The organism is Paraburkholderia flagellata, from assembly GCF_021390645.1.
In the GTDB taxonomy this organism is placed as follows: Bacteria; Pseudomonadota; Gammaproteobacteria; order Burkholderiales; family Burkholderiaceae; genus Paraburkholderia; species Paraburkholderia flagellata.
The window spans coordinates 862,572-889,372 of record NZ_JAJEJT010000002.1 but is presented as its reverse complement, the minus strand read 5'-3'; the positions used below and the strand labels follow the sequence as shown (position 1 = coordinate 889,372).

22 protein-coding genes are annotated in these 26,801 nt (G+C 64.9%); 8 read left to right on the top strand and 14 right to left on the bottom strand.

Annotated features, from left to right (window positions below; genetic code table 11):
* Positions 1-30 precede the first annotated feature (30 nt).
* From L0U83_RS18395 to L0U83_RS18365, 7 genes are all read right to left on the bottom strand, one after another.
* The gene (locus L0U83_RS18395) at positions 31-1,449 is read right to left on the bottom strand and encodes a formimidoylglutamate deiminase (RefSeq protein WP_233885310.1); all 1,419 of its coding nucleotides are present in this window, start codon (positions 1,447-1,449) and stop codon (positions 31-33) included.
* A gap of 14 nt (positions 1,450-1,463) precedes the next feature.
* Positions 1,464-2,696, bottom strand: coding sequence for an imidazolonepropionase (gene hutI, locus L0U83_RS18390; protein WP_233885308.1), 1,233 nt, complete (start codon positions 2,694-2,696; stop codon positions 1,464-1,466).
* The gene (locus tag L0U83_RS18385) at positions 2,696-3,385 is read right to left on the bottom strand and encodes a HutD/Ves family protein (protein ID WP_233885306.1); all 690 of its coding nucleotides are present in this window, start codon (positions 3,383-3,385) and stop codon (positions 2,696-2,698) included. Before L0U83_RS18385 ends, hutI begins: the two co-directional genes overlap by 1 nt.
* Positions 3,382-5,070 carry a urocanate hydratase gene (gene hutU, locus L0U83_RS18380; RefSeq protein ID WP_233885304.1) on the bottom strand — a complete coding sequence of 563 codons (1,689 nt, stop codon included), beginning with the start codon at positions 5,068-5,070 and terminating at the stop codon, positions 3,382-3,384. The genes L0U83_RS18385 and hutU overlap by 4 nt, the downstream gene beginning before the upstream one ends.
* 413 nt (positions 5,071-5,483) lie before the next feature.
* The gene (hutC, locus tag L0U83_RS18375) at positions 5,484-6,197 is read right to left on the bottom strand and encodes a histidine utilization transcriptional repressor HutC (RefSeq protein WP_233885303.1); all 714 of its coding nucleotides are present in this window, start codon (positions 6,195-6,197) and stop codon (positions 5,484-5,486) included.
* A gap of 162 nt (positions 6,198-6,359) precedes the next feature.
* Entirely contained in the window at positions 6,360-7,769 is a 1,410-nt protein-coding gene (locus tag L0U83_RS18370) for a sensor histidine kinase (RefSeq protein WP_233885302.1), read from the bottom strand.
* 18 nt (positions 7,770-7,787) lie between these two features.
* Complete coding sequence (locus L0U83_RS18365) at positions 7,788-8,465, bottom strand: response regulator (RefSeq protein WP_233885301.1); 678 nt, start codon at positions 8,463-8,465, stop codon at positions 7,788-7,790.
* Between the two features lie 194 nt (positions 8,466-8,659).
* Here L0U83_RS18365 and L0U83_RS18360 point away from each other — a divergent pair, with 194 nt between their 5' ends.
* The 3 genes from L0U83_RS18360 (at position 8,660) to L0U83_RS18350 (ending at position 11,419) form a co-directional block, all read left to right on the top strand.
* On the top strand, positions 8,660-9,679 hold the full coding sequence (locus L0U83_RS18360) for an ABC transporter substrate-binding protein (protein ID WP_233885300.1): 1,020 nt from the start codon (positions 8,660-8,662) through the stop codon (positions 9,677-9,679).
* A 62-nt stretch (positions 9,680-9,741) separates the two neighbouring features.
* A complete protein-coding gene (locus L0U83_RS18355) occupies positions 9,742-10,536 on the top strand; it encodes an ABC transporter ATP-binding protein (RefSeq protein WP_233885299.1) in 795 nt (264 codons plus the stop codon).
* A 19-nt stretch (positions 10,537-10,555) separates the two neighbouring features.
* Positions 10,556-11,419: an ABC transporter permease gene (locus L0U83_RS18350; RefSeq protein ID WP_201695778.1), complete on the top strand. Its 864-nt coding sequence runs from the start codon at positions 10,556-10,558 to the stop codon at positions 11,417-11,419.
* A gap of 105 nt (positions 11,420-11,524) precedes the next feature.
* Here the strand turns inward: L0U83_RS18350 and L0U83_RS18345 are convergent, their stop codons facing one another.
* A complete protein-coding gene (locus L0U83_RS18345) occupies positions 11,525-12,181 on the bottom strand; it encodes a peroxiredoxin (RefSeq protein WP_233885298.1) in 657 nt (218 codons plus the stop codon).
* Between the two features lie 508 nt (positions 12,182-12,689).
* On the opposite strand from L0U83_RS18345, the gene L0U83_RS18340 reads away from it, so the two are divergent.
* From L0U83_RS18340 to L0U83_RS18325, 4 genes are all read left to right on the top strand, one after another.
* On the top strand, positions 12,690-14,081 hold the full coding sequence (locus L0U83_RS18340; protein ID WP_233885297.1) for a short-chain fatty acid transporter: 1,392 nt from the start codon (positions 12,690-12,692) through the stop codon (positions 14,079-14,081).
* 191 nt (positions 14,082-14,272) lie between these two features.
* A complete protein-coding gene (locus tag L0U83_RS18335) occupies positions 14,273-14,848 on the top strand; it encodes an ankyrin repeat domain-containing protein (protein ID WP_233885295.1) in 576 nt (191 codons plus the stop codon).
* Between the two features lie 278 nt (positions 14,849-15,126).
* Positions 15,127-15,492, top strand: a complete 366-nt coding sequence (locus L0U83_RS18330; protein WP_028205078.1) for a hypothetical protein — start codon at positions 15,127-15,129, stop codon at positions 15,490-15,492.
* A 150-nt stretch (positions 15,493-15,642) separates the two neighbouring features.
* Positions 15,643-15,867 carry a hypothetical protein gene (locus L0U83_RS18325; protein ID WP_233885293.1) on the top strand — a complete coding sequence of 75 codons (225 nt, stop codon included), beginning with the start codon at positions 15,643-15,645 and terminating at the stop codon, positions 15,865-15,867.
* Positions 15,868-15,952: 85 nt separating this feature from the next.
* Here L0U83_RS18325 and L0U83_RS18320 read toward each other — a convergent pair whose 3' ends face one another.
* From L0U83_RS18320 to L0U83_RS18290, 6 genes are all read right to left on the bottom strand, one after another.
* Positions 15,953-17,395 (bottom strand): efflux transporter outer membrane subunit, encoded by a 1,443-nt coding sequence (locus tag L0U83_RS18320; protein ID WP_233885291.1) that lies wholly within the window; start codon positions 17,393-17,395, stop codon positions 15,953-15,955.
* A gap of 3 nt (positions 17,396-17,398) precedes the next feature.
* Complete coding sequence (locus tag L0U83_RS18315) at positions 17,399-20,563, bottom strand: efflux RND transporter permease subunit (RefSeq protein WP_233885289.1); 3,165 nt, start codon at positions 20,561-20,563, stop codon at positions 17,399-17,401.
* 3 nt (positions 20,564-20,566) lie between these two features.
* Positions 20,567-22,234: an efflux RND transporter periplasmic adaptor subunit gene (locus tag L0U83_RS18305; RefSeq protein WP_308445049.1), complete on the bottom strand. Its 1,668-nt coding sequence runs from the start codon at positions 22,232-22,234 to the stop codon at positions 20,567-20,569.
* A 396-nt stretch (positions 22,235-22,630) separates the two neighbouring features.
* Positions 22,631-22,849, bottom strand: coding sequence for a hypothetical protein (locus L0U83_RS18300; protein WP_233885287.1), 219 nt, complete (start codon positions 22,847-22,849; stop codon positions 22,631-22,633).
* Between the two features lie 287 nt (positions 22,850-23,136).
* The gene (locus L0U83_RS18295) at positions 23,137-24,462 is read right to left on the bottom strand and encodes an MFS transporter (RefSeq protein WP_233885286.1); all 1,326 of its coding nucleotides are present in this window, start codon (positions 24,460-24,462) and stop codon (positions 23,137-23,139) included.
* An 87-nt stretch (positions 24,463-24,549) separates the two neighbouring features.
* Positions 24,550-25,725, bottom strand: coding sequence for a M20 aminoacylase family protein (locus L0U83_RS18290; RefSeq protein ID WP_233885285.1), 1,176 nt, complete (start codon positions 25,723-25,725; stop codon positions 24,550-24,552).
* A 122-nt stretch (positions 25,726-25,847) separates the two neighbouring features.
* On the opposite strand from L0U83_RS18290, the gene L0U83_RS18285 reads away from it, so the two are divergent.
* Positions 25,848-26,798, top strand: coding sequence for a LysR substrate-binding domain-containing protein (locus L0U83_RS18285; RefSeq protein ID WP_233885283.1), 951 nt, complete (start codon positions 25,848-25,850; stop codon positions 26,796-26,798).
* Positions 26,799-26,801 lie beyond the last annotated feature (3 nt).

Below are 26,801 nucleotides of genomic sequence, written 5' to 3'. Positions count from 1 at the left end.
TCGTGAATGGCGTGTGCGCTCAACCCGCGTTCAATCGTCAGCCAGCAGTCTGGCGAGCGCTGCGCGATAGTCGGCGTAAAGGCGGGCCTCGTCGCGATGGCGGCGCGCCTCCACAACTTTTACGCCACCCGTGTAGACGTCGAACACCGGCGTGTCGCCATGCTCGCAGAACACGACCGACGAGAGCCACGTGAGCGGCTTCTGCCCGGCCAGATTCGGATGCTCGGCGTCGAGCACGATCCAGTCGGCACGCGCGCCTTCCGTCAATGCACCGACCTTGCGTCCCGTCGCCTGTGCGCCGCCTGCAAGCGCGCCTTCGAAGAGCCGGTCTGCCACTTGCGCTCGATGCGGCGCAGCCAGCACGTTGCGCTCGCGCCGTGCGAGCCGCTGACCGTATTCGAGCAGGCGAAGCTCCGCGCGCCAGTCCACGCCGATATGGCTGTCCGAGCCCACGCCGAACGCGCCGCCCGCATCGAGATACTCGCGCGCGGGGAAAATGCCGTCACCGAGATTCGCTTCGGTCGTGAGGCACAGGCCCGCAATCGCGCCGCACTGCGCGAGCGCGGCGGTCTCGCGCGCATCGACATGAGTGGCGTGAACGAGGCACCAGCGCGCGCTCAGATCGAAGCGGTCGAGCAGCCATTGCACTGGCCGCGCGCCCTCGGTCGCGAGGCAAGCTTCGACTTCGGCCGTTTGCTCGGCGATGTGAATATGCACCGGCGCGCCAGGAAGCGCGTGGTCGAGACCTTCCAGCAGCGTGCGCAACGAGTCGTGCGAGACGGCGCGCAGCGAGTGCGGCGCAACGCCGTAGCGCAATGCGCCATGCTCGGGCCGCCAGGCGCGCAGCGCCTCGACGATACCGAGCAGTTGTTCCGGCGTGTTGATGAAGCGGCGCTGATCGTCGCGCGGCGCTTGCGCGCCAAAGCCGCTGTACTGATAGAGCACGGGCAGCATCGTCATGCCGATGCCAGTCACGTCCGCCGCGTCGACCACGCGTTGCGCCAGTTCGGCAGGGCTCGCATAGCGCTGGCCGTCCTTGCCGTGATGCACATAGTGGAATTCGCAAACGGACGTGTAACCCGCTTTCAACATCTCGACATAGAGCCAGCGCGCAATCGCGCCAAGATCGTCGGGCGTGATGCGCGCGGCAAAGCGGTACATGAGATCGCGCCAGCTCCAGAAGCTGTCGGTGGGGTTCGCGCGATATTCGGTGAGACCCGCCATGGCACGCTGAAACGCATGCGAATGAAGATTAGGCATGCCAGGTGTAATCGGACCTGCCGCGCGAGCGATGCCTTGGGGCGCTTGCGCAAGGTCCGGCGTCACGTTGCGCAGCGTTCCCGCCGCGTCCCATTCGAGCAGCACGTTGCGGCGCCAGCCGTCGGGCAAATACGCGTGCTCCGCGAAGAGCGCGCGTGAAGTCGGATTCGTTTCGATGGTGTGATTCATGCGTGAAATAACGCTCAAACGCGACGCTCGAATGCGCGACGCTCAAAGACGGTCTCGCCGCCGCGCACCACACGTGCGCAGAGCGGACGCCCGATCCAGTAGGCCAGTTCAGCGAGCGACTGCACCGTCCACACAGCGAAGTCTGCGGGACGGCCAGCCGCGAGCGTGCCATGACGCTCAGCGTCGCCGAAAGCCTGCGCGGCATGACGCGTCACGCCCTGCAACACCTCGGGCACGGTCATGCGGAACAGCGTGGTCGCCATGTTCATCATGAGCAGCAGCGAGGTAGTCGGCGACGTGCCGGGATTGCTGTCGGTGGAAATGGCGATCGGCACCTCATAGCGCCGCAGCAAATCGAGCGGCGGCAGTTGCGTTTCGCGGATGAAGTAGTACGCGCCGGGCAACAGCACCGCCACCGTGCCCGCTTCTTTCATGGCGGCAATGCCCGCTTCGTCGAGAAACTCCAGATGGTCGGCCGACAGTGCGCCGTGACGTGACGCGAGCGCTGCGCCGCCGCTATTGGAAAGCTGCTCGGCGTGCATCTTGACGGCGAGTTTGCGCTGCGCAGCCGCCTCGAACACGCGCTCGCTCTGCGCGAGCGAGAAGCCGATTCGTTCGCAGAACACATCGACGGCGTCCACGAGTCCCTCGTCGGCGAGCGCAGGGAGCATGCGCTCGCATACTTCGTCGATATAGTCGTCGGCGCGGCCCGCGAACTCGGGCGGCAACGCATGCGCGCCGAGAAACGTCGTGCGCACCGTGACCGGATAGCGCTCGCCAAGCTGACGCGCGACGCGCAGCATCTTGCGTTCGCTCGCCAGATCGAGGCCATAACCCGATTTGATCTCGACTGCCGTTACGCCTTCGGCGAGCAACGCTTCGAGGCGCGTTGCCGACTGCGCGAATAGCGCGGCTTCGTCGGCCGCGCGCGTGGCACGCACCGTCGATACGATACCGCCACCCTGGCGCGCGATTTCTTCGTAGCTCACGCCAGCAAGACGCTGCGCGAATTCATCGGCGCGCTGACCACCATAGACGAGGTGCGTGTGGCAATCCACGAGACCGGGCGTGACCCAGGCGCCGCCCAGGTCCTCGCGCGGCCACTCGGCGAACTGCGCGGGAAGCTCGGCAGCGGCGCCGAGCCACGCGATCTTGCCGTCTTCCACGACGATCGCCGCGTTCTCGACGGTGTGGCCCGGGTCGCCATGCGGGCACAGTTTGAGGTTTTGCCAGAGAGTGCGTTTCATCAGGTATGCACAGCATCGCGCGATGCCGTTTCCGTAGTGTCTTGCTGTGGCGCGCCCAGCACATTGAGCGTCACGGCGAGCAAGGCGCCCGCGCCACGCGTTTCGATGTGCACGGGGCACTGCGCGTCGAGCGTATCGATGCGCAGCGTGTCGCCCGCTTCGAGGTGCACGTGGCGCTCGGCGTCCACGCGCACGTCCTGCTCGCCTTGCGCGCAGTAGAGTAATACCGTTTGCGCATGCAGGCTGCGCCGCTCGTTTTCGCGCCACACTTCGAGCGTGCCGCGCGCCGCATCGCGGCGCACCATCAGGTTGAAGTCGCGCGTGGCGCCGTCCACGAGGCGCGCGTCAATCGCGGCTTCCCCCGCAAAACGCGCGACGTCCAGAGGCTGCGTAAGCCGATGCGTGCGGCCCGCTTCGTCGAGCAGCATGCCCGCCCCTTCGAGCAGCACCAGCGTACGATCGACGCCCTCGAAACGCGAGAACGGCCCCGGCTGTGCGACATCGGCCACGCTCACGCGCCACGCGAACGTGTCGAGCGACGCGCCAGCGTGCGAAACCAAGTGCGCCACGGCGATTTCGCGCGTCACGCCGCCGCCGTTCTTCCACGGCGACGCCACGAGCGCCGCGCCACGCAGCAGCGTGAGCTTCGCTGACTGCACCGCGCCGCCTACCGCTTTCGGGCCGCTCATCGGCCGAGCATCGGCAGCTTCAGGCCTGCCTCGCGCGCGGTCTGCTGCGCGAGTTCGTAGCCGGCGTCCGCGTGGCGCATCACGCCCGTGGCCGGATCGTTGTGCAGCACGCGGCCAAGACGCTCGTGCGCCGCCTGCGTGCCGTCCGCCACGATCACCACGCCCGAGTGCTGCGAGAAGCCCATGCCCACGCCGCCGCCGTGATGCAGCGACACCCACGACGCGCCGCCTGCGGTGTTCAGCAGTGCGTTGAGCAGCGGCCAGTCGCTCACGGCGTCCGAACCGTCCTTCATCGATTCCGTTTCACGGTTCGGGCTCGCCACCGAGCCGGTGTCGAGGTGGTCGCGACCGATCACGATCGGCGCCTTCAGTTCGCCGTTCTTGACCATTTCGTTGAATGCCTGGCCCAGGCGATAGCGATCCTTCACGCCCACCCAGCAGATACGCGCCGGCAGCCCCTGGAACGCGATGCGCTCGCGCGCCATGTCGAGCCAGTTGTGCAGGTGCGGATCGTCGGGGATCAACTCCTTGACCTTCGCGTCGGTCTTGTAGATGTCCTCAGGATCACCTGAGAGCGCCACCCAGCGGAACGGTCCCTTGCCCTCGCAGAACAGCGGACGGATATACGCCGGCACGAAGCCCGGGAAATCGAATGCGTTTTCCACGCCCATTTCCAGCGCCATCTGGCGGATGTTGTTGCCGTAGTCGAGCGTGGCCGCGCCGCGTTCCTGCAGCGTGAGCATCGCGCGCACCTGATGGGCCATCGATTCCTTCGCGGCCTTCACGATGGTTTCGGGTGCAACCTTCTGTGCCTCGCGCCACTGCTCCACCGTCCAGCCCTGCGGCAGATAGCCGTTGATCGGATCGTGCGCGCTCGTCTGGTCCGTCACGCAGTCCGGCGTGATGCCGCGCTTCACGAACTCGGCGAATACGTCCGCGGCGTTGCCGAGCAGGCCCACCGACACCGGCTTGCCCGTGCGCTTCGCTTCCTCGACGATGGCGAGCGCCTCGTCGATGGTCTTCGCCTTGCGGTCCACGTAGCGCGTCTTCAGGCGGAAGTCGATGCGCGTTTCATCGCATTCCACCGCGATCATCGAGAAACCCGCCATCGTCGCCGCGAGCGGCTGCGCACCGCCCATGCCGCCAAGGCCGCCCGTGAGAATCCAGCGGCCCTTGGGGTCGCCGTTGAAGTGCTGGTTCGCGACCGAATAGAACGTCTCGTAGGTGCCCTGCACGATGCCCTGCGAGCCGATGTAGATCCAGCTGCCCGCCGTCATCTGGCCGTACATCATGAGGCCCTTGCGGTCCAGTTCGTGAAAGTGTTCCCACGTGGCCCAGTGCGGCACGAGGTTCGAGTTCGCCAGCAGCACGCGCGGCGCATCCGCATGCGTGCGGAACACGCCCACGGGCTTGCCCGACTGGATCAGCAGCGTTTCGTCTTCGTTCAGGTCCTTGAGCGAGGCGAGGATCTGGTCGAAGCACTCCCAGTTGCGCGCGGCGCGGCCAATGCCGCCGTACACCACGAGTGCATGCGGATGCTCGGCGACTTCGGGGTCCAGATTATTCTGGATCATCCGGTAGGCGGCTTCCGCAATCCAGGTCTTGCAGACCTTCTCTGCGCCGCGCGGCGCGCGGATCGTGCGGGTCGGGTCGAGGCGGGGGTCGGTGAAGTTCGGGTGGTTCATGGCGTTTGTTCGAGTCCGTCGAGTCTGGATAGCAAGCTGAAAGGCTGCGCCCGCGGAGGTGCAATGAGCGCTGCAACCTGGGTTAAGTCTAACGCCGGCAAGTTGTATATACAACTCGTTTCGATTAAACGTGGGTTAGTAGTTACCCTGGCGTATTCGTGTGAAATCCCCCATTCGGCGCGATGAATCGGTAGGCGCATTGCGAGAAGCGTTGGCTAGACAAGACGACAGCAAACGCCTGGCGGCTGCACAAGGCGTATCGGCGCGGCCGGGCTGTCCGCGCGGACGAAAAGGCGGGGTCGAGGAAAAAGGAATTGAGCGAACTGCGGCGCTATGCCTCAAGCGGCAAAGCGCGGTTCAACGGCCGGCGAACGGCGGGTAGGCAATATGGGGAACGAGCGGCTTCTACCTGCTCAAACCGTACCCGCCAGATGAAATCGCGAAGCCGGATGCCACAAGCGCACGGAGGTCGCCACGTGCCGCCCTACCCACGTGCGCCGCAGCAACAGCAGGCAAGGCTCGCCGATTTCCATCTCCAGATACTGCCGTACGCGCGCGTCGGGCTTCTGCGCGTAGATGCGGAACTCGGCGCGCTGGATCGGCGCGAGGCGCACCATGTAGTGATTCGGCGTTTCGACGGTAAAGTCCTGGGCCAGGTAGTCGGGGAACACCTCGGGATTCACGTAGCGGTCTTCGTACTGGATCGGCTCGCCCTCCTCGCTGTGCACGATGCGCGAGTGGAACACCGGCCCGGCGTCGAGTTCGAGCGCGGCAATCGCGTTCGGATCGTCGCTCGACTCCAGCCCCAGCACGCGCGCCGCATGCCGATGGCCGCGCGCCGCGATTTCGTCGGCGATATTGCGGATCTGCAGCACCGTCGATTCGTACTGGCGCGGCGCCACGTAAGTGCCCGACCCGCGCACGCGGTTCAGCACGCCTTCGGCCATCAGTTCGCGCAGCGCGCGCGACACCGTCATGCGTGCCACGCCGAACTCTTTCACCAGTTCCGTTTCGGAAGGCACCACGTCGCCGGGCCGCAAGGCGCCGCTTTCGATCTGCGCGAGCACATGACGCTTGATCTGCTCGTAGGCGGGCAACGGGGCACTGCGGACCGTCTTCTTTTGCATGGTCTCGATCTTCGGATGAACGGATGGTCGCCGAAGCGACCCTGCATGGCGCTACGCGGCGCAGTGGCTTCAGGCGGCCACATTGTACCGCCCCTTAAAGCGTGGTCGCGTACGGGCTGCGAAGCAGCACGACATCGCCTCGAATCGCCGCGTCGGCTGCCCCTATGCAGGCACGGCCGCCAGCGCGGGCTGCCAGCGGGCGAGCACAACAGAGGCGCGCACGCCCCGCCCGTCCGCACCCGGACTCAGGCTCACCGCACCGCGATGCGACTGCGCGATCTCGCGCACGATCGCAAGACCAAGGCCCGTGCCCTCCGTCTGTGTAGCAGCCCGAAAAAAAGGCTCGAACACGCGCGCACGCGCTTCCGCGGGAATGCCGCTGCCGTCGTCCAGCACTTCGAGCGAGACCGCCTGGCCGCTCGCACGCACCGACACCGTCACGTGCCCACCAGCCGGCGTGTAGCGCAGCGCGTTGTCCACGAGATTGCTGACCATCGCGCGCAGTAGCTCTCGATGCCCCTGCACGACCGCGTCGCCCGCCTCACTGGGCAACTCCGCGCCGAGATCGATGCCGCGCGTCTGCGCGAGCAGCGCGAGCGCCTCGACCACTTCACGCGCGAGGCGCGCCATGTCGACGGGCGCTGCCGGCAACTGCGCGGGGTCCAGCGCTTCGGCCTGTGCGAGCAGCAGCAACTGGTTCGTGAGCGCGACCATCGATCGGTTGCTCACGTGCATGGCCGCCAGCACTTCATCGAGCGCGGGATCGACTGCTTTTTGCTGACGCGCGTATTGCAATTGCGTGCCCAGCAGCGTGAGCGGCGTGCGTAGCTGGTGCGCGGCGTCGGCAATGAAGCGGCGCTGCGCCGCCGTTTGCGCCGAGAGGCGCGCAATGCATTGATTGATTGCGTCCACAACGGGCCGCAGTTCGACATGCAGCCCTTCTGCGCGAATCGGTTCGAGGTGCGAAGGATCGCGGTCCGCCACGTCGTTCTTGAGCTTCATGAGCGGACGCAGCTCGAACGTGAGACCGATGCAGGCAAGCGCCACCGCCAGCATGACCATGCCGATCTGGCGATAGAGCTGAGGACGCCACAACGCCTCCACCATCGCGTCGCGCGAGCGCTCGGTCTTGCCAACCGATACGCGCACGCGCCAGATACGGCCGTTGTCGTACATGGAGCGCACCACGCTCACGGCGCGCACGGCCTGGCCGCGCAGTTCGGCGTCGTACGACACGGGCGAATCGACGGCGGGCGCCGAGGCCGCGTGCGGAAAATCGGGCATGCCCGCGAGCAGCGAACCGCCCTCCACGCGCACGTTGTAGAACACCTGATCCTGCTGCGGCGAGGCGAAAAGTTCGAGCGCTGCGGGCGGCACGTCGGCGCGCAGCGCGCCGTCGGCCCATTGCACGGAACCGGCGATCATGCGCGCGGACGAAAGCAGCCCGCCCTCCTGCACGAGATCGGCGGTATGGCGCGCGGCGCGATACTCGGAAGTCGCCGTGAAGCTCACGTAAAGCGCGAGCGGCACGAGCATCCACCACAACAGGCGAATCCGCAGGCTACCCGTCATGTCGGCACGCGTTCGTCGTCATAGCGTTTCATCCTTTCTGCGCAGCAAATAGCCGAGGCCCCGCAGCGTCACGATCACCGCCGAGCTGCCTTCGAGTTTCTTGCGCAGCCGCGAGACGTAGATTTCGATGGCGTCCTCGCTGGGTTCGTCGGCGAGCGTGAAGATCGCATCGACGAGCGCGCCCTTCGAAACGGTCTGGCCGAGGCGCAGCGCCAGCGTTTCGAGCACCGTGCGCTCGCGCGGCGTGACGTTCAGCGGTGCGCCCTTCAGCGTGAACTGGCGCGTGTTGAGGTCGAACACGAGGTCCCCGCAGCCGATTTCGTTCGCGCGCGCTGGGGTTTGCCGGCGAATCAGCACCTTGATGCGTGCCACCAGTTCGCGCACCTCGAAGGGCTTGACGAGATAGTCGTCCGCGCCCGCGCCGAGCAGTTCTACTTTTTCGTCGATCGAGCCGCTCGCCGTGAGCACCATCACGGGCGTCGCGTCGCCGCGCTGGCGCAGCCGCCGCAGCACGTTCTTGCCCGAGAGCTTCGGCAGATTGAGGTCGAGCAGCACGACGTCGTAGCGATTCGACTTCAGCAACTGGTCGGCGGCTTCGCCGTCCTGCACGGCGTCGAAGGCGAACGCCTGCTCCTCCAGCGTCTTGACGAGCCAGTGCGCAAGCGTGGGATTGTCTTCGATCAGCAGCAACTTCATGGGCGGCGCAGGCAAGGAGCGAACGTTTCAGGGGAGTCGATTGTGCCGTTGCCGGCGCGCCGCCGCCCTGCGGGTTAACACGGACGATTTAGCACCGCGCCAGAAGGCTGGCAGAAGGCTTACGGTTTTTATAATCGCCCCATCCACCAAAAAGCGCCCGCATGCACGGCGCACCACCTTCAGGAGACTCCACGATGCCCACCTTGCGCCAGATCGCCGCTGTATCGAGTGTCGCGTTTGCCCTCGCCGCCGGCTCCACGGCAGCGCACGCGGAAAAGATCACGATCATGGTTGGCGGCGCGACCAAGATCATCTATCTCCCGGCCAAGCTGACCGAACAGCTCGGCTACTTCAAGGACGAAGGCCTCGACGTCGAGTTGCAGTCGCAGCCGGCCGGCGTGGACGCGGAGAACGAACTGCTCGCGGGCGCGGTGCAAGGCGTGGTGGGCTTCTACGATCACACCATCGACCTGCAGAGCAAGGGCAAGGAAGTCCAGACGCTCGTGGTGTTCGGCCAGGTGCCGGGCGAAGTGGAAATGGTCTCGAATGGGGCGGCCGGCACGCTCAAAAGCATGGCCGACGTGAAGGGCAAGACGCTCGGCGTGACGGGCCTCGGCTCCTCCACGAGCTTCCTCACGCAGTACCTCGCGCAGCGCTCGGGCGTGCCCGCCAACCAGTACACGCTGCTGCCGGTGGGCGCGGACAACACCTTCATCGCGGCGATCAAGCAGAACCGTATCGACGCGGGCATGACCACGGAGCCCACCGTCTCGCGTCTGCTGCAAACCGGCGACGCGAAGGTGCTCGTCGACATGCGCACGCTCGAAGGCACGCGCGCGGCGCTCGGCGGCACCTATCCCGCTTCGAGCTTCTACGTGCAGCGCGCCTGGGCGCAGTCGCACAAGGACGACGCGACGAAGCTCGCGCACGCGTTCTCGCGCACGCTCAACTTCATCGCCACGCATAGCGCCGATGAAATCGCCGAGAAGATGCCGAAGGACTATTACGGCAACAACAAGGACCTTTATGTGGCCGCGCTGAAGTCCTCGCTGCCGATGTTCACGAAGGACGGCCGCATGCCCGCAGACGGCCCGGATACGGTGCTCAAGGTGCTTTCGGCGTTCAACCCTTCGGTGAAGGGCAAGCACATCGACCTCGCGAAGACCTGGTCGAACGACTATTTGCCGGCGACGACCGCCACGGCGTCGAAGTAATCCGCCGAGTCGGCCCCACCTCGGCCCCACCCGTCGGCCCCACGTTCAGCCCACTGAGAACAATGACTTCCTCTCCTTCCCAAGGCACGCCGGCCATCGAGCTGCGCAATGTTTCGTGCCGCTTCATTTCACCGGACGGCAAAGCGACCGTCGCCCTGCGCGACTTCAGCATGTCGGTCGCGCGCGGCGAGTTCGTGGCCATCGTCGGGCCCACGGGCTGCGGCAAGTCCACCACGCTCAGCATGATCACGGGCCTGCTCAAACCCACCACGGGCGAAGTGCGCGTGATGGGCGCGCCCGTGAACGGCATCGATCCTCGCATCGGTTTCGTGTTCCAGGCCGACGCCGTGTTCCCGTGGCGCTCGGTGCTCGACAACGTGGCGGCCGGTCCGCTCTATCGCGGCCGCTCGAAGTCGGCGGCCTACGACGAAGCCAACGAATGGCTGCGCCGCGTGGGCCTCGCGAATTTCGGCAAGCACTATCCGCATCAGCTTTCGGGCGGCATGAGAAAGCGCGTGGCGCTCGCGCAGACTTTCATCAACAAGCCCGAAATCCTGCTGATGGACGAGCCGTTCTCGGCGCTCGACATGCAAACGCGCACGCTCATGCAAGACGAGCTGCTGCAATTGTGGGGCGGCACCGGATCGGTGGTGTTCGTCACGCACGACCTGGAAGAAGCCATTGCACTCGCCGACCGCGTATTCGTGCTCACCGCGCGCCCGGCCACGCTCAAGAAAGTCTACGAGATCGATCTGCCACGCCCGCGCGTGACGTCCGAAATCCGCTACGCGCCGCACTTCGTCGAACTCTCGCGCCAGATCTGGCACGACCTGCGCGAAGAAGTGCAGATCGCCTGACAACCGGAGCCGTCCAAACATGTCCACCCCGCAACAAACCCTGCCGCAAGGCCTCGATACCGCCTCGCTCGACGCCGTCGAGCGAGCCGCGCAAAAGCGCATTCGTCAGCGCCACGTGCTCGTCATTTCGCTGCGCATTCTCGTGCTCGTCGTCGTACTCGGCGGCTGGGAACTCGCCGCGCGCCTCAAATGGATCGATCCGTTTTTCTTCTCGATGCCCACGGCCATTTTCGATCAGATCATCGACTGGTTCGTGAACGGCACCTCGCAGGGGCCGCTGCTCACGCAGGTCTGGGTCACGCTGGAAGAAACGGGCCTCGGCTTCATTATCGGCTCGGTGGCCGGCGTGTTCTGCGGCATCGTGCTCGGCCGCAACAAGCTGCTCTCCGACGTGTTCAGCCTTTATATCAAGATCGCCAACTCGATTCCGCGCGTGGTGCTCGGCTCGGTGTTCGTGATCGCGCTGGGTCTCGGCATGGCGTCGAAGGTGGCGCTCGCCGTGGTCATGGTGTTCTTCGTGGTGTTCGCCAATGCGTTCCAGGGCGTGCGCGAGGCCGACCGCTACATGATCGCCAATGCGCAGATTCTCGGCGCGTCGCGCCGGCAGGTGACGACCTCGGTCGTGATTCCCTCGGCGCTTTCGTGGATTCTCGCGAGCCTGCACGTGAGCTTCGGCTTCGCGCTGGTCGGCGCCGTGGTGGGCGAATTCCTCGGCTCGAAGCAAGGCATTGGCTTGCTGATCTCGACGGCGCAGGGCGCGTTCAACGCGAGCGGCGTATTCGCCGCGATGATCGTGCTCGCCGTGGTCGCGCTCGCCGCCGACTATCTGCTCACCGCACTCGAGCATCGCTTGCTCAAGTGGCGTCCCACACCTTCGAACTGATTCAGTCCGGTTCCCCTGTCCGGGCCGCGTGAGGCGCAAACCTCGCTGGCCCGTGGTCCGCGGCGCACTCCCGGTGCGCCGCGTTTTTTTATGCAGGCCGAAACATTACTTCGGCTGCTCGACCGTGCGCAGATACGGCTTGAGCGTCTTGAAACCCTGCGGATACTTCTGCTTGGCCGCGTCGTCGGAAACCGAAGTCGGGATGATGACGTCGTCGCCCGGCTTCCAGTTCACCGGTGTCGCCACCGTGTGCTTCGCGGTGAGTTGCAGCGAATCGAGCAGGCGCAGCACCTCGTCGAAATTGCGGCCCGAACTCATCGGGTAGACGAGCATCGCCTTCACCTTCTTGTCCGGCCCGATGAGGAACACCGAGCGCACCGTGGCGTTGTCGGCGGCCGAGCGCGGGCTGGCGCCGCTCGCATTCGGATGAATCATGTCGTACAGCTTCGCGACGGCGAGGTCATGATCCCCGATCATCGGATAGTTGACAGCGCTGCCCTGCGTTTCCTCGATGTCCTTGACCCACTTCTCATGGTCACTCACCGGGTCGATGCTCAGACCAATGATCTTCGTGTTGCGCTTGTCGAATTCCGGCTTGAGCTTTGCCATGTAGCCAAGCTCCGTCGTGCAGACGGGTGTGAAGTCTTTCGGGTGCGAGAACAGGATGGCCCAATGGTCGCCGATCCATTCGTGAAAACGGATCGTGCCTTCGGTGGTCTCTGCGGTGAAATCCGGTGCCTCTTCTCCAAGACGAATCGTCATCTTCAGTCTCCTGAATGCAGTGATTTACGGCCAGTGAGGGATCAGCGTGCGCGCGAAAGTGTTCCTCGCTTCTGCATTTTACGTAGTCCGCGTGACGCTTTCGGAATTTCTTTCCTATTTCATTTTCATTACATCCTGAACGGATCTCACCCTCATTTAGCGCTAAAAGATTGCACCCGCACGAGATCGCAGCCTTGACATCTACTAAGCATGAAGCGAATAATGCCTCGTTCGATAATCGAAACCGTGTTCGTATATAGAACACGAGAATAACAAGAACGGGCTGGCCGTCTTGCCGTGCAAATCCGCGCGTGCGAGGCGTGATATGAACCCGCTGCGCCGGGGCGGCATCGCCTCTCGCTTATGGAGGAGCCGCACCTGCCTCCCCGTCCACCACGCGCTAACTGGCTTGCCAGCCGCCCGGTGCCGGGACCACCCGCAAGTCACGCCGATCCTGTCCGCTCCGGCCAGCCAGTAGCGCCACACGCTACGAACTAGCGCAAAGAGCATGAAAAGAGACCTCCAGACTGAAACGCGCGACTCCCGCCAGGGTGTCGTCGCCGCCCTCGTGTATGTTTTCGAGCGGGTCATGCCCGACCCCTTCGTTCTGTCCATCTGCCTCACCTTCTTCGTCGCGGCGCTCGCGCTTCTGATCGCGCCGCACGGCGATATCCCCACGCTGCTCAGTTCCTGGTACGAAGGCACGTTCGGCATTCTCGGCTTCGCGCTGCAGATGATCCTGATTCTCGCCACGGGCTACGCCATTGCCGAGGCGCCCGTGATCCAGCGCGTGCTGCGCGCACTCGCGGCCAAGGCGCAAACGCCGGCGCGCGCCGCGCTGCTGGTGTTTCCGGTCGTCGCCATCGCGGCCTGGCTGAACTGGGGCCTCGGCCTGATCGTGGGCGCGCTGCTCTCGCGCGAAATCGCCAAGCGCGTGGACGTGGATTTCGCGTGGCTCGTGGCCGGCAGCTATTCGGCGTGGTCGATCTGCAATAGCGGGCTCTCCAGTTCGATCGCCCTCTCGCAGGCCTCGCATGGCAACGCGCTCAACCTCGTGGAGAAGGCGACCGGCCATGTGATTCCGCTCAGCCAGACGGTGTTCGCGCCGTTCGTCTTCGTCCCGACCGTGCTCGTCGTGGTCGTGATGACGTTCATCTTCATCCGCATGCATCCGAAGCCTGAGCACGTGGCGCCCTTCCGGCAGGCGGCCGAAGCCGAAGCGAACGATGCCGGCGCCAGCGACGATCCGCACGCGCGCGTCGGCAACGGCACGCCTTCGTTCGCCTCGCGCCTCGAGCAGTCGATGCTCGGCACGCTACTGCTGATCGTGCTCGGCGCCGGCTATCTCGCGATGGAATGGAGCGAAAAGGGTTTCGATCTCGACATCAACACGACGATCCTGATCTTCCTGCTGATCGGCCTCGCGCTTCAGCGCACGCCCATCGCCTACGCGAACGCCATTCGCCGCGCCGCGCGCCAGACCGGCTCCATGCTGCTCCAGTATCCCGTGTACGGCGGCATCATGGGCGTGATGAAGGGCACGGGCCTCGCCTCGATGATCGCCAAGGCCTTCGTCACGATCGCCACGCCGCTGTCGCTGCCGCTCTGGAGCTATCTCAGCTCGCTCATCATCACGCTGCTCGTGCCGAGCGCGGGCGGCCACTGGGCCGTGCAAGGCCCGTTCGTGCTGCCGGCCGCGCTGAGCCTGCACGCGTCGGTGCCGCGCACCGCGATGGGCGTGGCGATGGCCGAGAATGTCTCGAACATGCTGCAGCCGTTCTGGGCTGTGCCGATCGTCGCGATCGCGGGCATCCGTATCCAGCGCGTGATGGGCTATACGGCCGTGACGTTCGCCGTGTCGCTCGTGATCTACGCCGCAGCGCTCTGGCTCGTGCCCTGAGCGTTCGCGGTTTGCGCATGAAGAAAGGCGCTGCGCCGGCCGCTTTTTAGCGGTTCGGGCAGCGCCTTTTTCATTGCGCTCGCGCGCACGACGCCTTGGCCTCGCGCCCCGCGAAGATCGGCGACAATGAGCGGGCCTCGACGGCGGCATGCAGCGCCGAATCGATATGCGATCCGAATCAGGAGACTGCCATGACCGCCAGCGCGCCGCCTTCCCCACCCTCATCCTCTTCGTCTGGCCCCGGTGAGGGTGGCGGCGAACTCGATCCGCGTTTCGTCGATTTCGCGCGCCAGGTGTTCGACACCGCGCGCCGCGGCGAAGCCACCACGCTCGCCACGCTGATCGACCAGGGCTTGCCGCCGAATCTGCGCAACGAAAAAGGCGACAGCCTCGTGATGCTCGCGAGCTATCACGGTCACGCGGCCGCCGTGCGCGCGCTCGTGCAGCGCGGCGCCGATCCCAACCTGCGCAACGACAACGGGCAAACGCCGCTTGCAGGCGCAGCCTTCAAGGGTTACGCCGACGTGATCAGCGCTCTGCTGGAAAACGGCGCCGACGTGGAAGGCGCGTCCCCCGACGGCCGCACCGCGCTGATGGTCGCCGCCATGTTCAACCGCTCCGATATCGTCGACCTGCTGCTCGCGCGCGGCGCGAACCCGGCGGCGCACGACGCCGCGGGCAACACCGCACTCGACGTGGCGAACGCCATGGGCGCGGTGGACACGGCCGCTCAACTCGCCAAAAGAGATGGCAGCAAGGGCGCGTAGCCCGCGTCATTCAAGGGGCCTAATCGAGCGCCAGGAAGGCGGCGGCGGCACGTAGGCACGCGAAACGCTGCAAAGCGCATAACTGCATGCGCCTTCCTGGTGTCACTCCTGGTTTGCATACAACGCGCCGCCAGGCGACGCTATCCATGTAACACCCGTGCGTGCAGCGCCAGTGCGGGGCAGGCGATTTTCCACGAGCCGTGATATCGTTTTGTCATCGGATTCGAAAGTCTGCACGCACCCGTCAATCGAACTCTGTTACTTTCGCGAGCGTCGCCATGAGTGATGTACGCCACCATCTGAGCCCGCGCGATCGCGTGGAGCTGCTCTGCTGGCTCACCTGCGGGAGCCTCGGGGCCTACTATCTCAACGAATCATGGCCCAACGCGGCCTTTCACGTCCAGGCGGCGCACAAGTGGCTCGACCGTCACGCGCGCGAGGCCGACTGGCTCGCCATTGCGCGCCTCGCCGCCATGGCGCAGGACATCGCGCAGCAGCACGCGTGGTTCGTCGACGCGGTCTGGGCGCGCGACGCCGTCGAGGAGATTCTCGACACCGACGACCTGAACTACCAGGCCAAGCTCGTCCTGCAAGTGCTCAAGGACTGCGAACGAGCGCTCGCCGACCGCCGCCCCGCCGACTGAATCCACATCCGTTAAGTGGGGTTCACCACACAAGCCGCGCGTTTCTCCATCAAATGATGGACGCGTGGTGGGTATCCTCAGAACATACTTCCGCTTGCAGCGTTGGCCTGTTACCCAACGCCTGCCGCTCGTTCATGCGGGAGAACTCAGATGACTCGCCCCCACACCCTGACGTTCGCCGCCGCGCTGCTCGCGTTCGCGTCGGCGAGCCCCGTCGCGCTCGCGCAAACAAGCGGCCACGCAGCCGCCCTCACCGCCGCCCGGCCCATCCCGTTGCAAAAAGCCGCGAAGCCGGCGCCCAAAGCCGTGCAAACCGCGAAAGCCACCAAGCCCGCTCCGCAATCGCTGCGCTGGCTGAATTCGGAAAGTCCATGAAACGAACCGGCGCGCCCGCGCCAGGTTCGCCCTGTGTGACCTTGATCACACTAGTCACGCCACCTCGAAGCAAAGCCGTCGCGGTTCAAGACTGCGACGGCTTCGCGCTGTCCGCCGCCGGCGGCGGCGCTGCCGGCGTCCAGCCATAACCGAGCGCCTTGTACAGGCTCACGATCTGCGCGAGTTCCTGGTCCTGCAGCGACGACTGCTGCAATTGCGCATTGAAGAGGCTGCGTTCCGCGTCGAGCACTTCCAGATAGCTCGTGTAGCCGCCCTCATAGAGATCGCGCGCAACTGACGTGTATTCCGTGAGCGCAGTCACCTGGCGCGTCGTCGAATCCAGCTGATCGCGCGTGCGCGCCACGCCCACGAGCGCATTCTCGACATCGGCGAACGCCTGCTGGATCGTCTGCTCATAGCTGAAGAGCGCTTCCTGCTGCACGGCTTCGGCCTGATGCACGCCACCCGCGATCGCGCCGCCCTGGAAAATCGGCTGCGTGACCGCGCCCGCGAACGACCAGATGCGCGCGGGGCCGGTCCAGAGCCCCGAGAGCGCCGTGCTCGCCGCGCCGAACAATCCCGTGAGCGAAATCTGCGGGAAATACAGCGCGCGCGCGGCTCCAATCGAAGCGTTCGCCGAAATGAGCGTTTGTTCGGCCTGCAGAATATCGGGCCGGCGCTCCAGCAGCGTCGACGGCAAGCCAGCGGGAATGGCGGGCGCGGTCAGCTCGGTGATCGACTTGCCGCGCGGAATCGGCCCCGGATTCTGGCCCAGCAGCAGCGAAATCGCGTCTTCCTGCGTCGCGATTTCCTGCTGGATCGAATACACGGAGGTCTGCGCCGATTGATACTCCGACTGCGCCTGGCTCACCTGCAACCTCGAAACGACACCGCCCGCATAGCGCTCGTTGAAAAGATCGAGCGCGCCCTTGCGGCTTTCGAGCGTGTCCTGCGCGATGACGAGCTGATTGTCGAAGTCGCGCAGTTGCAGATACGACGTGGCTACGTTCGCAATGATGGAAATGCGCGTGGCTTGCTGCGCGGACTGCGTGCTCAGATAATCGGCGCGCGCCGCTTCGGTGAGCCTGCGCAAATGGCCGAACAAATCGAGTTCCCAGGACACCGCGCCGCTCAACTGCACCTGGTTGCCGACCACGGGCGGGAAGCCCGGCGCCGGGACGCCGCGGCTACGCGAAGCGCCAAAATTCGCCGAAACCTGCGGGAAAAGACCCGCGCGCGTCACGACGTAACGCCCGTAGAACTCCTCGACGCGCGCTGCCGCAATCAAGAGATCCTTGTTCTGCGCAAGCGCCTTCGTGACCAGGTCGTTGAGCACCGGGTCGTTGAACTGCGTCCACCATTCGAGCGAGGTGTCGACGGCTTCCGCCTGCGGCGAGGCGTAACGAAACGTCGACGGTGTCTCGACCGCGGGGCGGTGATAGTCGGGCCCGACGGCGCAGGCGCCAAGGCATGCCGTCGCAACGATCAGCCCGAAGGGACGCAGCGTGCAATTCAAACGTGTCTTCATCGCTCAGCCCTCCTGCGAAGGCGGCGCCGCAGGGGGCGTGCTGGCATGCGGCGTGGCGTCCGGCTTCTTGCGCGACGAGAGCGTTTCCAGTCCCCAGAAGAACATCGGAATGAAGAAGAGCGCGATCACCGTGGCGCCGAGCATGCCCGCGATCACGCCGGTGCCGAGCGAGCGCCGGCTCGCGGCCGAAGCGCCGCTGGCGATGGCAAGCGGCACGCAGCCCAGGATGAACGCGAGCGAGGTCATGATAATCGGCCGCAGACGCAGCTTCGCGGCGTGAAGCGCGGCGTCATAGGGCGACATGTTCTCCTTCTCGCGCATCTCCACGGCGAACTCGAAGATCAGAATGGCGTTCTTCGCCGCGAGCGCGATCAGCACGGTCAAGCCGATCTGGAAATACACGTCGTTTTCCATGCCGCGCAGCAAGATGCCCACCAGCGCCCCGAAGATCGCGAACGGCACGGCGAGCAGCACGCCAATCGGCAGCGACCACTTCTCGTACTGCGCCGCGAGAATGAGGAACACCATCAGCAGTGCGAAGCCGAACACGAGTGCCGCCGTTGAGCCGGCCTTCTTCTCTTCGTACGCCTGGCCGCTCCATTCGAAGCTGTAGCCCTCGCCCAGCACTTCGCCCGCGATCTGCTCCATCGCCGCGATCGCCTCACCCGAGCTGTGGCCGGGCGCCGCGTCGCCGGTGATCTTCGCTGCCGGGAAGTTGTTGAAGCGGTTCACGATGTCAGGTCCAGGCACGAAGCGCGAGGTCGTCACGGCCTTGATCGGCACCATGTCGTTGTTGCGGTTGCGCACATAGAGCTGCTGGATATCGTCCGGGCTCAAGCGGTATTGCGGCTCGGCCTGAATGATCACCTGGAAGAGGCGGCTGCCCTTCGGGAACTGGCTTACATACAAGGAACCAAACATCGTCTGGAGTGCAGAATAGATGTCCTGAACCGGAACGCCGAGTGTTTCCGCACGCTCGCGGTCCACTTCGACGAGCAACTGGCGCGAACTCGTGTTGATGGTGGAATTCACGCCGCGCAGCGCCGGGTTCTGGCGCGCCTTCGCAATCACCTGGCGCACCTTGTCTTCGAGCTGCTGATACGTGCCGTCGCCGGTGCTTTGCAGCCAGAACTCGAAGCCGCCCGTTGTGCCGAGGCCCGGGATCGACGGTGGATTGAGCGGCACGACCACGCCGTCCTTGAACGTCGAAAATTCCTTGGTGGCGTCGCGGATCAAATCCTGCGCGGAGCCATTCTCGCCGCGATCCTTGAAGCCCTTGAGCGTGACGAACAACGTGCCCGCGTTCGACTTGTACTGCGAGTCGATCAGGCTGTAGCCGATCGGCGCCGCCACCGAACTCACGGCAGGCTGTTTCGCGAACCAGTCCTCCGCTTTCTTCGAGAGGTCGCCGGTACGGTCCAGACTCGCCGCGTCGGGCATCACAACCGCGCCGAACAGATAGCCCTGATCCTCCACGGGCAGGAATGACGATGGAATATGTCTGAACAGGCCGACCGTGACGATGAGCATCACGACGATCAGCCCGATGGAGAGCACCACGCGTCGTATCGCGCTCTGCACCCAGCTGCCATAGCCATTGGTGAGGCTGTCGAACTTCTCATTGAACCAGCGGAAAAAGCGGTTCTTCTTGTGCTCGCCCGGCTTGAGCAGGATGGCCGCGAGCGCGGGCGAAAGCGTGAGCGCGACGACACCCGAAAGCACCACCGACACCGCGATCGTCACGGCGAACTGCTTGTAGAGTTGCCCCGTGATGCCCGAGAGAAACGCCACCGGTATGAACACCGCTAGCAGCACCAGCACGATCGCCACCACCGGTCCGCTCACTTCGTCCATCGCGCGTTTGGCCGCTTCCTTTGGCGGTAGCTTGAACTCGCTCATGTTGCGCTCGACGTTTTCGATCACCACGATCGCGTCGTCCACCACGATGCCGATGGCAAGCACCATGCCGAACAAGGTGAGCATGTTGATCGAGAAGCCGAACGCCGACATGCCGATGAACGCGCCGATGATCGACACGGGCACGGCGAGCAGCGGCACGAGCGTCGCCCGGAAACTCTGCAGGAAGATGTACACCACGATGATCACGAGAATCACCGCATCGCGCAGGGTATGGACCACCTCGTTGATCGACTCGTGCACGAACTCGGTCGTATCGAGCGCGACTTCATACTTGAGGCCGGGCGGAAAATTCTTGTTCAACTGCTCGAGCGTCTGGCGTACCTGCTTGGCCACTTGCAGTGCGTTCGCCCCCGGCTGCTGATACACGGCGAGCAGTGTGGCCGTCTTGCCGTTGTAGCGGCCGCGCAGCGTATAGTCTTTCGCGCCGAGCTCCGCATGGCCGATGTCCTTGAGGCGCACGATCGCCGCATCGCCCGACGCCGCGCGCAGGATGATGTTGTCGAAATCGGCGGGCTCGGTGAGACGGCCTTTCGTCGTCACCGGGAAGGTCTGGTTCACGGGCTTGTTGGTTGGCGCCTGGCCAAGACGGCCCGCTGAGAACTGCTGGTTCTGCTGCGCGATCGCGTTCTGCACGTCGGCCACGGTAATGCCGAGCTTCGCCATGCGGTCGGGCTTGAGCCAGACGCGCATCGCATAGTCAGCAGAACCGAAGATCGACGCCTGGTTCGCGCCGGGAATACGCTTGAGCGCGTCGAGCACGTAGACGTTCGCGTAGTTCGCCACGTAGGCCGCATCGTAGGCGTTATCGGGCGAATAGATCGCGATCACCATCATGAACGCCGAAGAGCGCTTCTGCACCGACACGCCTTGCGCCGTCACCGAATCGGGCAGGAACGGCAACGCGAGGTTCACGCGGTTTTGCACGTCAACCTGGGCAAGTGACGGATCGGTGCCGATATTGAAGTACACCGTGAGCGTCATGTTTCCCGTCGAGGAACTCGACGAGTTCATGTACATCATGTTGTCCGCGCCGTTCACCTGCTGCTCGATCGGCGCGGCCACGTTCTGCGCGACGATATCGGCGCTCGCGCCCGGATACGTGCCGCTCACCGTGATGGTCGGCGGCGCGATGTCCGGGAACTGTGCGATCGGCAGGTTGAACATCGCCACGAGACCCGCGACGACGAGCACGATCGAGAGGACCGACGCGAAAATGGGCCGGTCAATGAAGAAGTGGGAGAACTTCATCGTTCAACCTCCCGCTGCGGGCGAGAAGGTGACGTCCACGCGGCGGGATTTGTCGGGCGGATCATTGGCTATGATCTGCGCCGGCTTGCGCATCTCGATGCGCTCGGTTTTCACGCCGGCCACGACCAGCGCAGCGCGCACCGTGGCCGCGCGTGCGGCCGCGAGACGCTGGTTCGCGGGCAGCGAGCCAGTCGAATCGGTGTAGCCGGAAATCACCACGCGCAGGCCCGGCTCGGCGACGAGACGGCGTGCCACGCCCGCGAGCGCGTCGGCCGACTGGGCGTCGAGGCTTGCGCTGCCCGATGCGAAGTAAAGCGCAGTGTGTTCGCCCAGCACGTCGGGTTCGCTGGAAGCAGCAGCCGGCTGAGCGGCGTTCGTTCCCGCCTTGGCTTGCGCGTTGGCCTGGCCATTCGCGCCCGGGCTCGGGCTCGCACTCGCCGCAGCCGGGCCGGAAGCCCCTGCCGCGCCAGCCTGCTCCCCACCGCCTGCTCCGCTGTCCTGGCCCTCGGCCGCTGCGCCAATGTTCACGTCAGCGGGCGGCGTCGCCACGAGATTCGCCTTGACCGGCGCACCAGGCATGAGACGCAGCGTATTGTCGATGACGACGTGATCGCCCGGATGCAAGCCCGACTTGATCACCCAGGCATTGCCGTTCCACTCGCCCGTTTCCACCACGCGCTGCTGCGCCTTATTGTCCTTGTCGACGGTCCACACGTACGCGCCGCGCGGCCCCTGTTGCACCGCCGCCTGGGGCACGGCCACCGCTGAACTGCGCTGCGCGCCCAGCAGTTTGATGCGCACGAACTGACCGGGCCGCAACGAGCCCGTGGGGTTTGGCATGGCGGCGCGAATCAGGTAGGTGCCGGTTTCCGAGCTAAGCGAGGCATCGGTGAATGCAATGCGGCCGCGCTCCGGATAGATGCTGCCGTCCGCAAGCACGATCACCGCTTCGAGCTTGCCCACCGGCGGCAGCTTGAGCGTGCCGTTCTGCGTTTGCGTGCGCAGATTGAGCATCTCGTTCTCGGAGAGCGAGAAGTTGATCCACATGGGATCGAGCTTGGCCACGTAGGTGAGCAGGCTGTTGGCAGCATCGATATACGAGCCGTCCTGCTTCTTGGCGTAGCTCGAAAGGCCGGTAACAGGCGCGACGATCGTCGTATAGCCGAGATTGAGCGAAGCGCTGATGACATTCGCCTGCGCCCCTTCGACAGCGGCGGCCGCCGCCTGCTCCTGGCCGATCGAATCGTCGAGATCCTTCTGGCTCAACGCGTTCTTCGCGGCCAGCGGACGCACGCGGGCGAGGTTGGCCTGCGCGGTTTGGAGCCGCGCCTTTTGCTGCGCAAGCTCGGCCTTCGCGGCGTCGAGCGTGGCCTCGAACGGTTTGCGGTCCATGATGAACATGACGTCGCCCGCATGGACCAGCGAGCCTTCTGTATACACGCGCTTTTCGAGGAAGCCGTTCACGCGCGCGCGAATTTCAACCTGCTGCGAGCTTTCCGTCTGCCCCACGTACTCGAAAACCACGGGCACGTCGCGCAGCGCAACATTGATCACATCGACGTTCGCGGCAGGTCGTGCTTCAGCAGCAGGTTTGTTTTCATGACATCCAACGACACTTACCAGCAACCCCAACGACAGACACAAGCTGGCCACCCGAATACCGTGAGTCATGCTGTTCTCCGTGTTGTCGACGATCTGCGCTGGACCGACGAAACCAAATCAGGCGCGCGCGGGCGATCCAATCGAATCACCGCCACTGACTTTGGTGCTCGACCAAATACTACTGTTTTTCGGGAGAGTGCAGACTCAGGATGGCCAAAAATTTGCACGCGATGATGAATCCGGCACACGCGGGGCAACAGTTGTGGAATTCGTTTCGAAATCCGAAATGAAGACGCGCTAGTCGTTCGCTAACGTTCGCACGGATATGCGTAACGCTTGCGTATAGAGAAAGGGGGGAAGCGAAGGTTGCGGACGCACGAAGCATGCGCCGCGTGAAGTTGCGGGCGGGAGAATATTCAGGCGTGGCGCAACCGTCGCAGTGTCGGTAGCGCCACGCGTTGCGAATCAGGCGCCGCGATCGAGCTGGCGCACCGAGCCGAATTCCGCACACGAGAGCGTGCGCATGAGCAGCGCCATGGCCTCGGCCACGCGGCGGCGATCGAGTTCGACGTGCAAACAAGCAAGGTCGCTGCGGCGATCGATATCGATCGTGTGCACGCCGAGCGCGTCGCCAACGAGACCATGCAGTGTGCATCGCGCGAGTTGCGCTTCGCTCGTAGGCACGCGTACAACCAGCTGCACCGTTGTGCGATGGATTGGCGGATGAAGCGGCTTGCGCGAGTTGCGCAGTGAAAGAACGGGCCGCGGTGTGGCGGCGGAGCGGGAACCTCGGGAAATCGAGCCCTGCGAGACGATAGACGGCATACGTGTTGTGCGCACGCTCCGTTTCGGCCGGCGCGCTTGAGTTGAACACGAACCGATTCTAGGCAGCGCCGCGTAAACGTCTGGTAAATAAACACGACACGGCCGCTAAAAGTGCATAGCGGCCGAATTGCAGCACACAATCGCGCTCAATCGAGTGGACGGCCCGCCGGTTCGCGAATGAGCGGCAGCGCGAGCAGCGAGACTGCTCCGCAGCCGATCAGATACCAGGCGGGCGCGAGCGGGTTGTCGAGCAGTTTGATGAGCCAGGTCGCGAAAAACTGCGCGAAGCCGCCGAAGATCGACACGCCCACGCAATACACCACGGACATGCCCGTGACGCGAATCGACTGAGGAAAGAGTTCGGGCAGCATCACGATGTTGGGGACCGCCGTGAACGCGACGAGCGCGCCCAGCACGGCCACGACCGCGAGCACGGTTGTGACGGTCGGCGCGGCATGAATGAGCATGAACGCCGGATAGATCACCGCGATCAGCAGCACGCGTGAGACGCCCATCACCCACTTGCGCCCCAGGCGATCGGAAAGCGAGCCGGCGAACGGCGAGCACACAGCGGTGACGAGCGCCGCAACGAGGGCCGCGCTCATGCCGACCGACATCGGCAGGCCGAGAATCTTGATCGCATACGTCGACATGTAGAACAGCACGATATAGTTCGCCGCCGTGCCGCCGATGGTCGTGACGATGCCGGCCACGAGCGAAGTGCGATGACGCCCGAAAATCTCGCGCAGCGGCCGCGCCATGTCAGCCACGGGTTCGGTGTCTTCCACTTCGACGGGGTGCGCGAGCGTTTCGTCGAGATGGCGGCGAATGTACACGCCGACCGGCACGACCAGCATGCCGATCACAAACGGCACGCGCCAGCCCCAGCTTTCCAGCGCGGCCTGCGAGAGCGTGGTGGAAAGCGTCACGCCGATGAGCGCGCCGCACACCGTATTGAGCCCCTGGCTCACGAACTGCCAGCTTCCGTAAAAGCCGCGTGAGCGGTCATCGGCGTATTCGAGCAGGAGCGACGTCGAGGCGCCCACTTCGCCGCCCACCGCGAAGCCCTGCACGAGACGCGCGAGCAGGATCAGCGCGGGCGCCGCGAGCCCGATCTGCGCATAGGTGGGCGCGAACGCGATGAGCGCCGAGCCGAGCGCCATGAGCCAGAGCGTGAGCGTCATGGCCGCCTTGCGGCCCACGCGGTCCGCGAACGCACCAATCACGATGCCGCCGATCGGACGCACGACGAAACCCACGCCGAAGCTGCCCACCGCGAGCATCAACTGGTTCAGCGAGCCATGCACCGGAAAATACAGCGAGCCGATGATCGAGGCGAAGAAGCTGTAGACCGTGAAATCGAAGAACTCGAGCCCGTTGCCGAGCGTGATCGCGAAGATGGCCTTCGCGCGCGAGCGGCGCGTGGAAGCCTGGGCGGCTGCGGCCGGCGCCTGAATCGACGTGGCATTCATCGGGTGTCTCCTCGTGTGTCTCGTGTTTCGTAGCGTGGTGCGCTTGTCGGTGCGCTTGTCGGCGCATTCGCCCACTGGCTATGGGCTTCAGCCGCGCAGGAAGCGTTCGGCGAGTTGCACCCAGTATGCCGCGCCGGTGGCGAGGCAGTCGTCGTTGAAGTCGTAGCCGGGGTTGTGCACCATGCAGCCGCCCTCCCCGTCGCCATTGCCGATGATGAGGTAGCTGCCCGCGCAGCGTTCGAGCAGGAACGAGAAGTCCTCGCTGCCGGTGAGCGGCGCCATGTCGTGAATGAGGCCATCAACGCCCAGCCAGTCGCGCGCCACGTCCTGCGCGAATTCGGTCATCGCCACGTCGTTCACGAGCACCGGGTAGCGGCGCTGATAGTCGATGCGCGCCGTCGCGCCATACGCGCTCGCCTGCGCGTGCACGAGCGCCGTGATGCGCTCCTGCAGCAAATCGCGCACTTCGGGGCGCAGCGCGCGCACCGAGAGGCGCATCTGCGCTGTTTGCGGAATCACGTTGGGCGCGTCGCCCGAATGGATCGCGCCCACGGTGACGATCGCCATGTCGAGCGGCGGCACGTTGCGCGACACGATGGTCTGCAGCGCGAGCACGACGTTGGCGCACACCACCACGGGGTCGATCGCCTTATGCGGCACCGCGCCATGACCGCCGCGCCCGTCGATGTCGATGATCACCGTGTCCGACGAAGCCATGAACGGCCCCGCGCGAAAGCCGAGCTTGCCCGTGGGGAAGCCGGGCATGTTGTGCATGGCGAACACGGCGTCGCAGGGAAAGCGCTCGAAAAGGCCTTCGTCGAGCATGCGCTTCGCGCCGCCCATGCCTTCTTCGGCAGGCTGGAAAATGAGGTGCAGCGTGCCGCTGAAGTTGCGCGACTGCGCGAGATGCTTCGCCGCCGCGAGCAGCATGGCCGTGTGGCCGTCGTGGCCGCATGCGTGCATCTTGCCCGGAATGCGGCTCGCGTAGTCGAGGCCGGTGTTCTCGTGGATCGGCAGCGCGTCCATGTCGGCGCGCAGGCCGAGGCGCGCTTTGCCGTCGCCCACCTTGAGCGTGCCCACGACGCCCGTGCCGCCCAGCCCGCGATGCACCTCGTAGCCCCACTCGGTGAGGCGCTGCGCCACGAGGTCGCTGGTGACGAATTCTTCGAAGCCCAGTTCGGGATGCGCATGGATCTCGTGACGCAGCGCGATCATCTCGTCTTCGATCGCGGCGATTGCGGCCGGGATAGCCATCGTGTTCATACGAATTCCCTCCAGGGCGAGCGTGAGTGTGAATTCGCTTGAGAATAATGACGTCTCTTATCGGCCGACAGCCCTAAAATAGTTGGCCCGCCAACCAGAAGTGCGCACTCGGGTTATCCCTTATGAAGTTCCACCAGTTCCGCGCGCTCGTCGCGATGGCCGATACCGGCAGCATTCGCGCGGCCGCGCGTCAGCTTGGCATCTCGCCCGCTGCGGCGACGAAGGCAGTGCGCGAGCTGGAAGCCGAGCAGCAAATCGCGCTCGTTACGCGCAACGCGAACGGCATCGCCTTTACGGAAGCGGGCCAGGCGCTGCTCGTGCACGCGCGGCTCGTCGTGCATCAGATGTCGCGCGCCCAGGACGAACTCGACGCGCGGCGCGGGCGCGGCGGCGGCAAGCTCGCGATCGGCGTGACGCCGTGGCTCGCCCTCTCCTTCCTGCCCGACGCCGTCACACTGTTTCGCGAGCGCATGCCCGGCATGCAGCTCGAATTCTACGAAGGCCTGCTCAATATCGTGATGCCGCGGCTGCGCGACGGCTCGCTCGACTTCTCGCTAGGCAAGCCCGGGCCCGCTTCGCTCCACGCAGAATTCACGCAAACGCCGATCTTCGCCACGGAGTCGGCCGTGGTCGTGCGCAAGGACCATCCGCTCTCGCATGCACAATCGCTGAATGAACTTCAGGATTGCGAATGGTTGCTCAACTGGGACCCGGCAAGCAAGGAGATGGTCGCCGACGACGTGTTCCTGCGTCACGGCCTGCCGATGCCACGCAGCGTGCACCTGGCGCATTCGTTCGTGGTGGCGATGGGGCTCATCATGAATACGGACATGGTGAGCATCTTCCCGTGGCCGCTCGTGGAGACGCGCTTCGCGCGCGACAACTTGCGCGCGCTCGCGCTCCATGAGGAAGTGGACCGGACGGTAGTGAGCGTGGTCGCGCGGCGCGGCGTACCACTGTCCGCCGCGGCCGAATGCTTTCTGGAATGCCTCAAGGAGGCCATCCATGCGGGCGAGGCTTCGACGAACCCTGATCGCCGGCGGCTCTATCACACGCTCGAATTGCTGATCTGAGCG

Coding starts and splice junctions, on each gene's coding strand:
- L0U83_RS18325 (WP_233885293.1), top strand. CDS start 15,643: ATGACTCGCCCCCACACCCTGACGTTCGCCGCCGCGCTGCTCGCGTTC.
- L0U83_RS18385 (WP_233885306.1), bottom strand. CDS start 3,385: ATGAGCGGCCCGAAAGCGGTAGGCGGCGCGGTGCAGTCAGCGAAGCTC.
- L0U83_RS18350 (WP_201695778.1), top strand. CDS start 10,556: ATGTCCACCCCGCAACAAACCCTGCCGCAAGGCCTCGATACCGCCTCG.
- L0U83_RS18330 (WP_028205078.1), top strand. CDS start 15,127: ATGAGTGATGTACGCCACCATCTGAGCCCGCGCGATCGCGTGGAGCTG.
- hutI (WP_233885308.1), bottom strand. CDS start 2,696: ATGAAACGCACTCTCTGGCAAAACCTCAAACTGTGCCCGCATGGCGAC.
- L0U83_RS18290 (WP_233885285.1), bottom strand. CDS start 25,725: ATGAACACGATGGCTATCCCGGCCGCAATCGCCGCGATCGAAGACGAG.
- L0U83_RS18315 (WP_233885289.1), bottom strand. CDS start 20,563: ATGAAGTTCTCCCACTTCTTCATTGACCGGCCCATTTTCGCGTCGGTC.
- L0U83_RS18295 (WP_233885286.1), bottom strand. CDS start 24,462: ATGAATGCCACGTCGATTCAGGCGCCGGCCGCAGCCGCCCAGGCTTCC.
- hutC (WP_233885303.1), bottom strand. CDS start 6,197: ATGCAAAAGAAGACGGTCCGCAGTGCCCCGTTGCCCGCCTACGAGCAG.
- L0U83_RS18395 (WP_233885310.1), bottom strand. CDS start 1,449: ATGAATCACACCATCGAAACGAATCCGACTTCACGCGCGCTCTTCGCG.
- L0U83_RS18285 (WP_233885283.1), top strand. CDS start 25,848: ATGAAGTTCCACCAGTTCCGCGCGCTCGTCGCGATGGCCGATACCGGC.
- L0U83_RS18340 (WP_233885297.1), top strand. CDS start 12,690: ATGAAAAGAGACCTCCAGACTGAAACGCGCGACTCCCGCCAGGGTGTC.
- L0U83_RS18360 (WP_233885300.1), top strand. CDS start 8,660: ATGCCCACCTTGCGCCAGATCGCCGCTGTATCGAGTGTCGCGTTTGCC.
- L0U83_RS18370 (WP_233885302.1), bottom strand. CDS start 7,769: ATGACGGGTAGCCTGCGGATTCGCCTGTTGTGGTGGATGCTCGTGCCG.
- L0U83_RS18335 (WP_233885295.1), top strand. CDS start 14,273: ATGACCGCCAGCGCGCCGCCTTCCCCACCCTCATCCTCTTCGTCTGGC.
- L0U83_RS18345 (WP_233885298.1), bottom strand. CDS start 12,181: ATGACGATTCGTCTTGGAGAAGAGGCACCGGATTTCACCGCAGAGACC.
- L0U83_RS18355 (WP_233885299.1), top strand. CDS start 9,742: ATGACTTCCTCTCCTTCCCAAGGCACGCCGGCCATCGAGCTGCGCAAT.
- L0U83_RS18305 (WP_308445049.1), bottom strand. CDS start 22,234: ATGACTCACGGTATTCGGGTGGCCAGCTTGTGTCTGTCGTTGGGGTTG.
- L0U83_RS18320 (WP_233885291.1), bottom strand. CDS start 17,395: ATGAAGACACGTTTGAATTGCACGCTGCGTCCCTTCGGGCTGATCGTT.
- hutU (WP_233885304.1), bottom strand. CDS start 5,070: ATGAACCACCCGAACTTCACCGACCCCCGCCTCGACCCGACCCGCACG.
- L0U83_RS18365 (WP_233885301.1), bottom strand. CDS start 8,465: ATGAAGTTGCTGCTGATCGAAGACAATCCCACGCTTGCGCACTGGCTC.